11 protein-coding genes are annotated in these 12,165 nt (G+C 71.7%); 8 read left to right on the top strand and 3 right to left on the bottom strand.

Translation table 11 applies throughout. From position 1 onward, the window contains the following. The 7 genes from K4G64_RS14900 to K4G64_RS14870 form a co-directional block, all read left to right on the top strand. Window positions 1-846 (top strand): RNA methyltransferase (locus tag K4G64_RS14900; protein ID WP_221756522.1); only part of this gene is annotated, 846 nt, incomplete at its 5' end. A 54-nt stretch (window positions 847-900) separates the two neighbouring features. Beyond that, entirely contained in the window at window positions 901-2,043 is a 1,143-nt protein-coding gene (locus tag K4G64_RS14895; RefSeq protein WP_221756521.1) for an ATP-binding protein, read from the top strand. 128 nt (window positions 2,044-2,171) lie between these two features. Beyond that, window positions 2,172-3,299 carry a phenylalanine--tRNA ligase subunit alpha gene (gene pheS, locus K4G64_RS14890; RefSeq protein WP_221756520.1) on the top strand — a complete coding sequence of 376 codons (1,128 nt, stop codon included), beginning with the start codon at window positions 2,172-2,174 and terminating at the stop codon, window positions 3,297-3,299. Beyond that, window positions 3,299-5,812 (top strand): phenylalanine--tRNA ligase subunit beta, encoded by a 2,514-nt coding sequence (gene pheT, locus K4G64_RS14885; RefSeq protein WP_221756519.1) that lies wholly within the window; start codon window positions 3,299-3,301, stop codon window positions 5,810-5,812. The genes pheS and pheT overlap by 1 nt, the downstream gene beginning before the upstream one ends. Before the next feature lie 155 nt (window positions 5,813-5,967). Beyond that, window positions 5,968-6,984 (top strand): PP2C family protein-serine/threonine phosphatase, encoded by a 1,017-nt coding sequence (locus tag K4G64_RS14880; protein ID WP_221756518.1) that lies wholly within the window; start codon window positions 5,968-5,970, stop codon window positions 6,982-6,984. Between the two features lie 268 nt (window positions 6,985-7,252). After that, window positions 7,253-8,593, top strand: a complete 1,341-nt coding sequence (locus K4G64_RS14875) for a transcriptional regulator (protein ID WP_221756517.1) — start codon at window positions 7,253-7,255, stop codon at window positions 8,591-8,593. 106 nt (window positions 8,594-8,699) lie between these two features. Beyond that, the gene (locus K4G64_RS14870) at window positions 8,700-9,230 is read left to right on the top strand and encodes an NUDIX hydrolase (RefSeq protein ID WP_221756516.1); all 531 of its coding nucleotides are present in this window, start codon (window positions 8,700-8,702) and stop codon (window positions 9,228-9,230) included. Here K4G64_RS14870 and K4G64_RS14865 read toward each other — a convergent pair. Both K4G64_RS14865 and K4G64_RS14860 read right to left on the bottom strand, forming a co-directional pair. Beyond that, window positions 9,227-9,484, bottom strand: coding sequence for a hypothetical protein (locus K4G64_RS14865; RefSeq protein ID WP_221756515.1), 258 nt, complete (start codon window positions 9,482-9,484; stop codon window positions 9,227-9,229). The genes K4G64_RS14870 and K4G64_RS14865 overlap by 4 nt on opposite strands. Window positions 9,485-9,677: 193 nt before the next feature. After that, window positions 9,678-10,553, bottom strand: coding sequence for a 3-hydroxybutyryl-CoA dehydrogenase (locus K4G64_RS14860; protein WP_221756514.1), 876 nt, complete (start codon window positions 10,551-10,553; stop codon window positions 9,678-9,680). Between the two features lie 174 nt (window positions 10,554-10,727). Here K4G64_RS14860 and K4G64_RS14855 point away from each other — a divergent pair, with 174 nt between their 5' ends. Beyond that, the gene (locus K4G64_RS14855; protein ID WP_221756513.1) at window positions 10,728-11,963 is read left to right on the top strand and encodes a glycoside hydrolase family 10 protein; all 1,236 of its coding nucleotides are present in this window, start codon (window positions 10,728-10,730) and stop codon (window positions 11,961-11,963) included. 1 nt (window position 11,964) lies between these two features. Here the strand turns inward: K4G64_RS14855 and K4G64_RS14850 are convergent, their stop codons facing one another. Next, complete coding sequence (locus K4G64_RS14850) at window positions 11,965-12,165, bottom strand: DUF1918 domain-containing protein (protein WP_221756512.1); 201 nt, start codon at window positions 12,163-12,165, stop codon at window positions 11,965-11,967.

Raw genomic sequence — 12,165 nt, 5'->3', positions numbered from 1 at the left:
CCCGAGCTCATCTCCCCCCGCTCCCCCCGCGTCCTGGCCGCGCGGCGGCTGGCCAAGCGGAACTTCCGGGGGAAGGACCGGCTGTTCCTCGCGGAGGGGCCGCAGGCCGTGCGGGAAGCCGCCGGGCACCGGGCCGGGGACACCGCCACCCTCGTGGAGCTGTTCACCACGACAGAGGCCGCCGAGCGCTACGCCGACATCGTCGGAACGGCCCGGGAGGCCGGAGCCCGCGTGCACCTCGCCGCCGAGCAGGTCATCGCCGACATCTCCACCACCGTCACCCCGCAGGGCCTGGTCGGTGTCTGCCGGTTCCTGGACACGCCCTTCGAGGAGGTCCTCGCGGCCCGCCCGCGGCTGGTCGCCCTCCTCGCCAACGTCCGTGACCCCGGCAACGCCGGGACCGTGCTGCGCTGCGCCGACGCCGCCGGAGCCGAGGCCGTCGTGCTGACCGACGCCTCCGTCGACGTGTACAATCCCAAGGCCGTCCGTGCCTCCGTCGGCTCCCTGTTCCACCTGCCCGTCGCCGTCGGCGTCCCCGTGGAGCAGGCCGTCGAGCGGTTGCGGGACGCCGGCGTCCGGGTCGTCGCCGCCGACGGCGCGGGCGACCGCGACCTCGACGACGAGCTCGACAAGGGCACCATGGGCGGGCCGACCGCCTGGGTCTTCGGCAACGAGGCGTGGGGCCTTCCGGAGGAGACCCGCGCCCTCACGGACGCCGTCGTGCGCGTTCCGATCCACGGGAAGGCCGAGAGCCTGAACCTCGCCACCGCCGCCGCCGTATGTCTCTATGCGTCGGCGCGTGCACAGCGCGCCTTCGGAGGGTGCCGCTCCGTCACCGGGAACTAGTAGGGTGACCAGCTCAGGGACCCCTCTGCGGAGCCTTGGAGGTGGGGTACGGGGATGAGTGTCGGCACGAGCAGCGCACCGGGAGCCCAGGACGCCGGGATGCCGCCCGCCGCGTCCCGGCCACCCGGTGATCCCGCCGGACTCGGCATCGACCCCGACCAGCTGCCCGACGGACTCGTCGTCGCCGACGAGCAGGGCCGCGTCATCTGCTTCAACGCGGCCGCCGAGCGCATCACCGCTGTCCGCGCCCGGGACGCCCTCGGGCAGCGCCTGGAGAAGGCCCTGCCGTTAGAGGACCTGGAGGGCCGGCGCTGGTGGCAGCTGACCGACCCGTACGGCGGCCTCGCCATCCGCGTCGGACAGCCCGAGCGCAACCTGCTCCTGCCCGGCGGCCGCGAGGTGCTGGTCTGCGCGCGCTACGTCCGCACCCATCCCACCGGACCCCTGCGGCGCCTGGTCGTCACCCTGCGCGACACCGAGGCCCGCCGCCGCACCGAGCGCAGCCACGCCGAGCTGATCGCCACCGTCGCCCACGAACTGCGCTCCCCGCTGACCTCCGTCAAGGGCTTCACCGCCACCCTGCTGGCCAAATGGGAACGCTTCACCGACGACCAGAAGCGCCTGATGCTGGAGACCGTCGACGCCGACGCCGACCGGGTCACCCGGCTCATCGCCGAGCTGCTCGACATCTCCCGGATCGACTCCGGCCGCCTGGAGGTGCGGCGCCAGCCCGTCGACATCGGCGCCGCCGTCGGGCGGCACATCCAGGCCTACGTCGCCGCGGGGCAGCCCGCCGACCGGTTCCTGCTGCGCGTCCAGCAGCCGCTGCCCGACCTGTGGGCCGACCCCGACAAGATCGACCAGGTGCTCAGCAACCTGCTGGAAAATGCCGTGCGGCACGGCGAGGGAACTGTCACGATCGACGTCACGGCCACGGCGTCCCCCCGCGAGGACGAGGACACCGGTACGTCGGTCACGGTGAGCGACGAGGGGCCCGGCATCCCGGAGGAGTCCATGAACCGCGTCTTCACCCGCTTCTGGCGGGGCAGCAAGCGCGGTGGGACGGGCCTCGGGCTCTACATTGTCAAGGGCATCGTCGAAGCCCACGGCGGCACCATCACGGTCGGCCGCGCCCCCGGCGCCGGCGCCGAGTTCCGATTTACGTTGCCCGTGAGCGCTCCGGCCTATCTCGCCTGAGCACCGCGGGCGCATTCGCGTACCTCCACCCCGTTAGACTCGGCCATTGGCACCTTTGTGTCCCTTCAGGCGGCCGTCCGAGTCGGAGACGGGGACCTCCAGCCAGCCAATCGGAAGCACGGGAAGAGATGTCGGCACCGAATAAGTCGTACGACCCTGTCGAGGTCGAGACGTTGAAACCGGAAGAGATCGAGCGCATGCGGGACGAGGCGCTCGCCGCCTTCGCCGCCGCGGACTCCCTCGACGCGCTCCACGAGGCCAAGGTCGCCCAGACCGGCCCCACCTCCCCGCTGGCCCTCGCCAACCGCGAGATCGGCGCCCTGCCCCCGCACGCCAAGGCCGACGCCGGCAAGCGCGTCGGCCAGGCCCGGGGCGCCGTGAACAAGGCCCTCGCCGCCCGCCAGGTGGAGCTCGAGGCCGAGCGGGACGCGCGCGTGCTCGTCGAGGAGGCGGTGGACGTCACGCTGCCGTACGACCGCGTACCGCCCGGCGCCCGGCACCCGCTCACCACCATGATGGAGCGGGTCGCGGACGTCTTCGTGGCCATGGGCTACGAGGTCGCCGAGGGGCCGGAGGCCGAGGCGGAGTGGTTCAACTTCGACGCCCTGAACTTCCTGCCCGACCACCCGGCCCGGCAGATGCAGGACACCTTCTTCGTCCAGGGCCCCGAGGGCACCGACGAATCCGGGTCCGGCGTCGTGCTGCGCACCCACACCTCCCCGGTGCAGGCCCGCGCGCTGCTCGACCGTGAGCTGCCGGTCTACATCGTCTGCCCCGGCCGGGTGTTCCGCACCGACGAGCTGGACGCCACGCACACGCCCGTCTTCCACCAGATCGAGCTGCTGGCGGTCGACGAGGGCCTGACGATGGCCGACCTCAAGGGCACCCTGGACCACATGGTCCAGGCCCTGTTCGGCGCGGACATGAAGACCCGGCTGCGGCCGAACTTCTTCCCGTTCACCGAGCCCAGCGCCGAGATGGACATGCTCTGCTACGTCTGCAAGGGCGAGTCGATCGGCAACCCCGACCGCCCCTGCCGCACCTGCTCCTCCGAGGGCTGGATCGAGCTCGGCGGCTGCGGCATGGTCAACCCGCGGGTGCTCACCGCCTGCGGCGTCGACCCCGAGAAGTACAGCGGGTTCGCCTTCGGGTTCGGCATCGAGCGGATGCTGATGTTCCGCCACAACGTCGAAGACATGCGAGACATGGTCGAGGGTGACGTCCGGTTCACCCGGCCGTTCGGGATGGAGATCTGATGCGGGTCCCGCTTTCTTGGCTGCGGGAGTACGTCGACCTGCCGGAGACGGAGACCGGTCGTGACGTGCAGGCCAAGCTCATTTCGGCCGGTCTGGAGGTCGAGACCGTCGAGCAGCTCGGCGCCGACCTCAAGGGCCCGCTGGTCGTCGGCCAGGTGGCGACGATCGAGGAGCTGACGGACTTCAAGAAGCCGATCCGCTTCTGCACCGTCGACGTCGGCCAGGCCAACGGCACCGGCGAGCCGCAGGAGATCATCTGCGGCGCCCGCAACTTCGCCGTGGGCGACAAGGTCGTCGTGGCCCTGCCCGGCGCCGTCCTGCCCGGTGACTTCCAGATCGCCGAGCGCAAGACCTACGGCCGGATGTCGCGCGGCATGATCTGCTCCAGCGACGAGCTGAACATGGGCGACGACGGCACCAAGGGCATCATCGTCCTGCCGCCGGAGACCGAGATCGGCAAGGACGCCGTCGAACTGCTGGAACTGGTCGACGAGGTCCTCGACATCGCGGTCACGCCCGACCGCGGCTACTGCCTGTCGCTGCGCGGCGTGGCCCGCGAGACGGCCATCGCCTACGGCCTGCCGCTGCGCGACCCGGCGCTGATCGACGTGCCCGCCCCGAACGCCTACGGCTACCCGGTGCAGATCTCCGACCCCACCGGCTGCGACCGCTTCACCGCCCGCACGGTGACCGGCCTCAGCGCCGAGGCGCGCTCCCCGATCTGGCTCCAGCGCCGTCTGCAGAAGGTCGGCATGCGCCCGATCTCGCTCGCCGTCGACGTCACGAACTACGTGATGATGGAGCTCGGCCAGCCCCTGCACGCCTACGACCGCGGCCTGGTCCAGGGCACCATCGGGGTGCGCCGGGCCGAGGCGGGCGAGAAGCTCACCACCCTCGACGGTGTCGAGCGCACGCTGGACGCCGAGGACCTGGTGATCACCGACGACCGCGGCCCGATCGGGCTCGCCGGTGTCATGGGCGGCGCCAACACGGAGATCGCCGACCACGACAACCTCGAGAACGCCACGGCGGACGTCGTCATCGAGGCCGCGCACTTCGACGCCGTGTCGATCGCGCGCACCGCCCGCCGCCACAAGCTGTCCTCCGAGGCGTCCCGGCGCTTCGAGCGCGGCGTCGACCCGCAGGCCGCGGCGGCCGCCGCGCAGCGCACCGTCGACCTGCTGGTCCTGCTCGCGGGCGGCACCGCCGAGGCCGGCGTCACCGAGGTCGTCGCCCCGTCCGCGCCGCGCACCATCACCATCCCGGCCGACCACCCGGACAAGGTCGCGGGCGTCGCCTACGGCCGCGAGACCGTCGTGCGCCGCCTCCAGGAGGTCGGCTGCGACGTGTACGGGCAGGACGAGCTGATCGTCACCGTCCCGTCCTGGCGGCCCGACCTCACCGACCCGAACGACCTCGCCGAAGAGGTCATCCGGCTGGAGGGCTACGAGAACCTGCCCTCCACGCTGCCCAAGCCGCCGGCGGGTCTTGGCCTGACGGACCGGCAGCGGCTGCACCGCCGCGTCGGCCGCGCCCTGGCCGGTGCCGGATACGTCGAGGCGCCGAACTACCCGTTCATCGGCGAGCAGGTCTTCGACCAGCTCGGTCTGGACAAGGACGACCCGGCCCGCCGCGTCGTGAAGCTCAGCAACCCGCTGAGCGACGAGGAGCCCGCGCTGCGCACGTCGCTGCTGCCGGGTCTGCTCGCCGCCCTGCGGCGCAACGACGGCCGGGGCTCGCACGACCTCGCGCTGTTCGAGTCCGGTCTGGTCTTCCACCCGCGCGAGGAGCAGCGGATCGCCGCCGTCCTCCCCGTCGATCGCCGCCCGACCGACGAGGAGCTCGCCGAGCTGAACGCGGCGCTGCCCGAGCAGCCGCGGCACATCGCCGTGGTCCTCGCCGGGGCGCGCGAGCAGGCCGGCTGGTGGGGCAAGGGCCGTCCGGCCGACTGGGCCGACGCGGTCGAGGCCGCACGGTCCGTCGCCCGCGAGGCCGGCGCCGAGCTCGTCATCCGCAAGGGCCAGTACGGGCCGTGGCACCCCGGTCGGTGCGCCGAGCTGGCGGTCAGCGTGGACGGCGCCGAGCGGATCGTCGGGCACGCGGGCGAGTTGCACCCGCGGGTCGTGAAGGCCCTCGGGCTGCCCGCGCGCACCTGCGCGATGGAGCTCGACCTGGACGCGGTGGAGGCCGCCGGTGACGCCACGGTGGTGGCACCCCGGATCTCCACGTTCCCGGTCGCCACGCAGGACGTCGCCCTGGTCGTCGACGCGTTCGTGTCGGCCGCGGACGTCGAGGCGGCACTGCGGGACGGGGCCGGGGAACTGCTGGAGTCCATCCGGCTGTTCGACGTGTACGAGAACGCCGAGCAGCTGGGCGAGGGGCGGAAGTCGCTGGCGTACGCGCTGCGGTTCCGCGCCCCCGACCGGACGCTGACCGTGGACGAGGCTTCCGCGGCCCGGGACGCGGCGGTCGCCCTCGCGGGTGAGCGTGTGGGTGCGGAGCTGCGGAGCTGAGTGACCGCGCCCTGAGAGAGGTCGGGTCACCTCACTCTTTTGAGTGGTAAAGGTGGGTGATCGCCCCCTTTTCCGGCGTGCTGTCGACAGAATCGGACCGGCCTTCTCGGGCCGGTCCGATTCCGTGTGTCAGGGCCTATTGGGGGGCCGTCGGCATGATCCGCGTCAGGGGTCGGGTGCGCAGCCTCGGTCTTCCCATCGCGTGGGGCGCGGCGGCCGTCGCGTTCAAACTGCTCTGTCCGCTCGCCCAGGAGACAGGTCTTCGGGCGCGGATCGTCACCAGTGCCGTGTTCTTCGCGGTCGGGACCGCGCTGCTCCTCCAGGTGCGGCATTCGCTGATGCGGGAACTGCGGCTGGTGCGCCGGGTCGCCGGCGCCGCGCAGCGCGCATTGCTGCGGCCCTTGCCCTCCCGGATCGACGGGCTGGACGTGGCCGCCGCCCAGGTCTCGGCGGAGCATGGCGCCGCGGTCGGTGGCGACCTGTACGAGGTCGCCGCCACCGAGCACGGCGTGCGGGCCGTGATGGGCGACGTACGCGGGCACGGGATCGGCGCGTTCGGCACCGTCGCCGCCGTGCTGGGCTGCTTCCGCGAGGCCGCTCACGACGAGCAGGACCTCGACGGGGTGCTGCGCCGGCTCGATCGCGCCCTGGCCCGTCATCTGCGCCAGGAGCATCCCGCGAGCGCCGCCGAGGAGTTCGTGACCCTGCTCCTCGTGGAGATCCGGCCCGACGGCGAGATGCTCGCGCTGAACTGCGGCCACCCCTGGCCGTACCTGCTGAGCGGTGTCCGGGCGGAACAACTCGCCCCCGGCGACCCGCATCCGCCGCTGGGCCTGTTCCCGCTGCCACCGGTGCTGCCGACGGTGGGGCTCGGCCGTCTCGAGCCCGGTGACGCGTTGTTCCTCTTCACGGACGGCGCGCAGGACGCCCGGGACGCTCGTGGCCGGTTCTTTCCCCTGGCGACCGCGCTGTCGAGTGCGGTGGCGGAAGGCCCGCTCTTCTCGCAGGCGGTCGTCGGCAGGATCTCGACCGCTCTGCGGCACCACACCCGGGGCACCCCACCGGACGACATCGCGCTGCTGGTACTGAGGAACGGGCGACCTGCCCACCTCGGGGCGCGGGGAGCCGCGCGAACGGCCACGACGTCGCCGCAGCCGACCACACACCTCTGACACCCCGCGCTCCACGGCTCGGGCCGGCGGAGCCGTCCGCCCCGCCACGGAGTGTCGGGCAGGCAGCCGGGCGGACGGCTGGTGCGGGCCGCCGCACTGTACGAGGGGGAGCCGGCGGCCCGGCCGGCCTCTTTCGAGGCAATTCAGTCAACCGGTCGGCGACTCTGAGCGACAGTGCGCACACCCTACGGATTCGAGCACTCCGTTCACACCCCGTGTGAAGGCGAACCCACTAACCTGTCCGCACCGAGCCATCCGGGGGGCCCACATGCAGCCCAACACTCTGCTCGACGCGATCCTGGACGAGGCGGGGATCTCGCACGCGGGGCTGGCCGCACACGTCAACCAGGCGGGACGGGCACGTGGTCTGTCCCTGAGGTACGAACACACCGCCGTCGCCCGGTGGTTGAAGGGACAGCGGCCCCGGGGCCAGGTGCCCGACCTGATCTGCGAGGTGCTCGCGGGCCGGCTGCAGCGGCAGGTCACTCTCGACGACATCGGTCTCGGCGTGCCCGGCGAGCCGTCCGCCCCGCACACCGGGTCGCTGTCCGGGTTCGTCGAACGGGCCACCGCACTGTGGCGCTCCGACCAGCAGCAGCGTCCGCACATCCTGGGCGCGCCCGCGCTCACCGGCACGCCCGCCGTGATGCCGGTGTGGGAGTGGGAGAACCCGCCCGAGGACGTGGACGTCTCTCGCGGCGGCAGACACCGGGTCACCACGGGCGACCTGGAGATGCTGCGGGCGGCCCGCGCGCACTACGAGCAGATGTACCGCAAGGCCGGGGGCATCGCGACGCGGGCCCGGATCGTCGGCTTCCTCAACGCCGAGGCCGCCCCGCTGCTGCGCGGCAGCTACACCGACGAGACCGGCCGGCAACTGCACCGGGCCACCGGCGGGTTGGTGGCGGTCGCCGGCATCTGCGCGTACGACTCCGACGCCCACGGACTCGCCCAGCGCTACTTCCACCAGGCGCTGCGGCTCGCGAAGGCCAGCGGGGACCGGGGGCTCGGGGCGTATGTGATCGCCCTGCTCGTCAACCAGTCGCTGTTCATGCGGGAGTACCGGCAGTCGGTGGCCTTCGCGGAGGCCGCGCTGCGGGCCGCCGGCAAGCACATCACCCCGGCGCTCGCCTCCGACCTGTACGCGATGCAGGCCAAGGCGTACGCGCATCTCGGCGACGGCACCAGCGCCCTGTCCTGCATCCGGCGGGCCGAGCAGTCCGCGGAGCGCATCCGGCGTGGGCGCGAGCCCGACGAGACCGGTTATGTCCAGCCCGGGCTCGTCAACGTGCAGGTGGCGGAGGCGCTGTTGAGCCTCGGGGAGATCGCGGCCGCCGGGGAGCATGCCGCGGCCGCCGTCGACAACCCGGCGCACGACCGCGGCCGGGTGCACCGGCTGGCGATGCTCAGCACCATCGAGCTGCGGCAGGGCAATGCGGACAAGGCGGTTGCCATCGCCGTGCAGATGGCCGAGCAGGCCCGGGGCATGGAGTCCCAGCGGCTGCGCGACCGGCTGCGTGCGGTGCGGGAGCACCTGGTGCGCAGCGGCTGCGCGGGCACGGCCGAGGCGGCCGAACTCATTGACGGGGCCTTGCGCGTACCGTTGTAGACCCGGGCTGTGGTGCCCGTGTCGCCACGAGGCGCTTCCCGTGCGCCTGCTGTCTCTCCGTCCCTGCTGCGATATTGCCACTTACTCGACGGAAGGTGGCAGAACCGTGCAGTGGACGAAACACAACGAACAAGCTGTGTACTCAAACCGCTGGTTCAGCGTCAATCTCGCGGATGTCGAACTGCCCGACGGCCGGCATCTGGACCACTTCCTCATACGGCTGCGGCCCGTAGCGGTGGCCACGGTCGTCAACGAGGCCAACGAGGTGCTGCTGCTCTGGCGGCACCGCTTCATCACCGACAGCTGGGGGTGGGAACTCGCGGCCGGGGTGGTCGAGGACGGCGAGGACATCGCCCGCGCGGCCGCCAGGGAACTGGAGGAGGAAACCGGCTGGCGGCCGGGACCCCTGCGCCACCTCATGAGCGTGGAGCCGTCCAACGGGCTCACCGACGCCCGGCACCACGTGTACTGGGCCGACGAGGGCGACTACGTCGGGCACCCCGTGGACGACTTCGAGTCGGACCGCCGGGAATGGGTGCCTCTCAAGCTCGTCCCCGACATGGTCGCCCGCGGCGAGGTCCCGGCCGCCAACATGGCGGCCGCGTTACTCCTGCTGCACCATCTCAGGATCGGCTAGTGTCCGATCGCCTGCCAGATCGCCACGACGAGAGCACCCACGGCGGTGAGGGCGGCGACCGCGGGCAGCGGCCAGCGCGTGTGTTCCAGTGTGTGGATCCGGGTGTTCAGCTCGTCCACTTCCTTGGCGGTCTCCTCGCTGCGGTGCGTGAGCAGAGCCAGCCCGCCCTCCACACGGGCGTAGGCGACGTCGAGGCGACGTCGTAACTCTGCGAGTTCTCCGGACACGACGGGATGCTCGGGATCGGCGGTCACGAGTCCGCTCCTTTCCGTAGTCGTCTGTCATCCCTTGCATGCGCAGGGAAAGTGAACTCGCCTGGTGGACGCATGGGGAGAGTGTGTGAGTGGCATATGCGAGCCCGGAGCGCACACGGTGTGTGAATGACGCGGGCCCGGCACCCTTCCGGTGCCGGGCCCGCGTACATGGCCGGAATCTGACCGTCTGTAATCAGCCGTACGTGTAGAAGCCCGAGCCCGTCTTGCGGCCGAGCCGGCCCGCGTCGACCATGCGCTGCAGGAGCGGGGGAGCGGCGTACAGCGGCTCCTTGTACTCCTCGTACATGGACTGGGCGACCGAGGCGACCGTGTCCAGGCCGATCAGGTCGGAGAGCTTCAGGGGGCCCATCGGGTGGGCGCAGCCCATCTCCATGCCGTTGTCGATGTCCTCGCGGCTGGCGATGCCCGTCTCGAACATCCGGATCGCGGACAGCAGATACGGGATCAGCAGCGCGTTGACCACGAAGCCGGAGCGGTCCTGGGCGCGGATGGCGTGCTTGCCGAGCAGCTTCTCGGTGAACAGCTGGGCGCGGCTGATCGTGCCCTCGGACGTGGTGAGCGCCGGGATCAGCTCGACGAGCTTCTGCACCGGGGCCGGGTTGAAGAAGTGGACGCCGATGACCTGGTCGGGCCGCGACGTCGCCACCGCGAGCTTCACCAGCGGGATCGAGGAGGTGTTGGAGGCCAGGATCGCGTCAGGCCGGGTCACGACCTGGTCGAGCACCTGGAAGATCTCGGTCTTGACCTGCTCGTTCTCGACCACGGCCTCGATCACCAGGTCACGGTCGGCGAACTCGCCGAGGTCCGTGGTGAAGCTCAGGCGGGCCAGCGTGTCCTCCTGCTCCTCCTCGGTGATCTTGCCGCGCTCGGCTGCCTTGGCCAGGGAGGTGAACAGCCGGGTGCGGCCGATCTCCAGGGCCTCGCCGGTGGTCTCGGCGACCTTGACGTCCAGGCCGGCCCGGGCGCACACCTCGGCGATGCCCGCGCCCATCTGACCGCAGCCCACGACTCCGACGCGTGCAATGTCTCCCGCTGGGATGTCCGTCACATCGTCCCTTTCGCTGCTGATCCACGTCCGGGCAGGCTCGCCGGGTCCCGGCTCCTGCTCCGTTCGAGCACGTTACTCCGAAGTATCGATGATCGATCGCGGGGGGCGGGTCCGCTTCGGGCATGCTGGGCCTGGAGCGATCCGCGACCGGGCGGATCCGCGGCTTTTTGGGGCATGCGGATGGGACGAGTCTCACGCAGGGCGTTCGCGGTGGCGGCGCTGTCGGCTTTCACGATGATTCCTCGGGCGTCGGCCGCGACCGGACACCGGGGCGGGGCAGCCGACTCCGAGATGCGGGGCGTGTGGATCGCGTCCGTGGCCAACCGCGACTGGCCCTCGAAGTCCGGGCTGACCGCGTCGCAGCAGCGCGCCGAACTGCTCACGCATCTCGACACGGCGGCCGGCAACCACCTCAACACCGTCTTCTTCCAGGTCCGGCCCACGGCGGACGCGATGTGGCCCTCACCGTACGAGCCCTGGTCGCAGTACCTGACCGGCACCCAGGGCAAAAACCCCGGCTGGGACCCGCTGGGCACGGCCGTCGAGGAGGCCCACGCCCGTGGCCTTCAGCTGCACGCCTGGTTCAACCCGTACCGGATCGCCGTGCACGCCGACCCGTCCCGTCTGGCCGCCTCCCACCCCGCTCGCGAGAACCCCGACTGGGTGGTGACGTACGGCGGGAAGCTCTTCTACAACCCGGGGCTGCCCGAGGTCCGCGCCTTCGTCGAGGACGCGATGCTCGACGCGGTGGCGAAGTACCCCGTGGACGGCGTCCACTTCGACGACTACTTCTACCCGTACCCCGTGGCCGGGCAGACCTTCGACGACGACGCGGCCTACGACGAGCACGGCGGCGGCTTCCCGGACCGGGCCGCCTGGCGCCGGGACAACATCGACCGGCTGGTGCGGGAGACGGCGGACCGCGTCAAGGAGGTCCGGCCGGACGCACGCTTCGGCATCAGCCCCTTCGGCGTGTGGCGCAACGCCGGGACCGACCCGCTCGGCTCGGACACCAAGGCGGGTGTGGAGACATACGACGATCTGCACGCCGACACCCGCACGTGGGTGCGCGAGGGCTGGATCGACTACATCGTCCCGCAGCTGTACTGGAACATCGGCTTCGCCGCCGCCGACTACGCGAAGCTGGTGCCCTGGTGGGCGGAGGTCGCGCGCGGCAGCTCGACACAGCTCTACATCGGGGAGGCGCTGTACAAGACGGGCGACCCGGCGCAGCCCACGGCGTGGCAGCAGACGGGCGAGCTGTCCCGGCACCTGACGCTGGCCGGGGAGCACGCACAGGTGCGCGGGCACGTCTACTTCGCCGCCAAGGACGTGGCGGCGGACCGGATCGGGGCGATGGCGCGGGTCGTCGCCGACCACTACGGGCAGCCGGCGCCGCCCCCGCGCTGAGTCATGGCCCGGTGGTGGTCTCCCGGTGCCGAATCTCGGTGTCGGGTCCCGGGGAGCACACGCCCTCGTGCCCGTCCTCGAAGCGGACGCGGTACGGGGGGTTGCCCTTCTGGCCGAGCACTTCGACGATCTCACCGACCTTGTCGTGCTGACCGACCACCCTGCCGTGCTGGACAAGCTGGTCGCCCACGGTTGCGCGCAT

This window comes from Streptomyces sp. WAC04114, from assembly GCF_019733245.1.
In the GTDB taxonomy this organism is placed as follows: domain Bacteria; phylum Actinomycetota; class Actinomycetes; order Streptomycetales; family Streptomycetaceae; genus Streptomyces; species Streptomyces massasporeus_A.
This window is presented reverse-complemented; position numbering and strand designations above follow the sequence as displayed.

Coding starts and splice junctions, on each gene's coding strand:
- K4G64_RS14895 (WP_221756521.1), top strand. CDS start 901: ATGAGTGTCGGCACGAGCAGCGCACCGGGAGCCCAGGACGCCGGGATG.
- pheS (WP_221756520.1), top strand. CDS start 2,172: ATGTCGGCACCGAATAAGTCGTACGACCCTGTCGAGGTCGAGACGTTG.
- pheT (WP_221756519.1), top strand. CDS start 3,299: ATGCGGGTCCCGCTTTCTTGGCTGCGGGAGTACGTCGACCTGCCGGAG.
- K4G64_RS14880 (WP_221756518.1), top strand. CDS start 5,968: ATGATCCGCGTCAGGGGTCGGGTGCGCAGCCTCGGTCTTCCCATCGCG.
- K4G64_RS14875 (WP_221756517.1), top strand. CDS start 7,253: ATGCAGCCCAACACTCTGCTCGACGCGATCCTGGACGAGGCGGGGATC.
- K4G64_RS14855 (WP_221756513.1), top strand. CDS start 10,728: ATGCGGATGGGACGAGTCTCACGCAGGGCGTTCGCGGTGGCGGCGCTG.
- K4G64_RS14850 (WP_221756512.1), bottom strand. CDS start 12,165: ATGCGCGCAACCGTGGGCGACCAGCTTGTCCAGCACGGCAGGGTGGTC.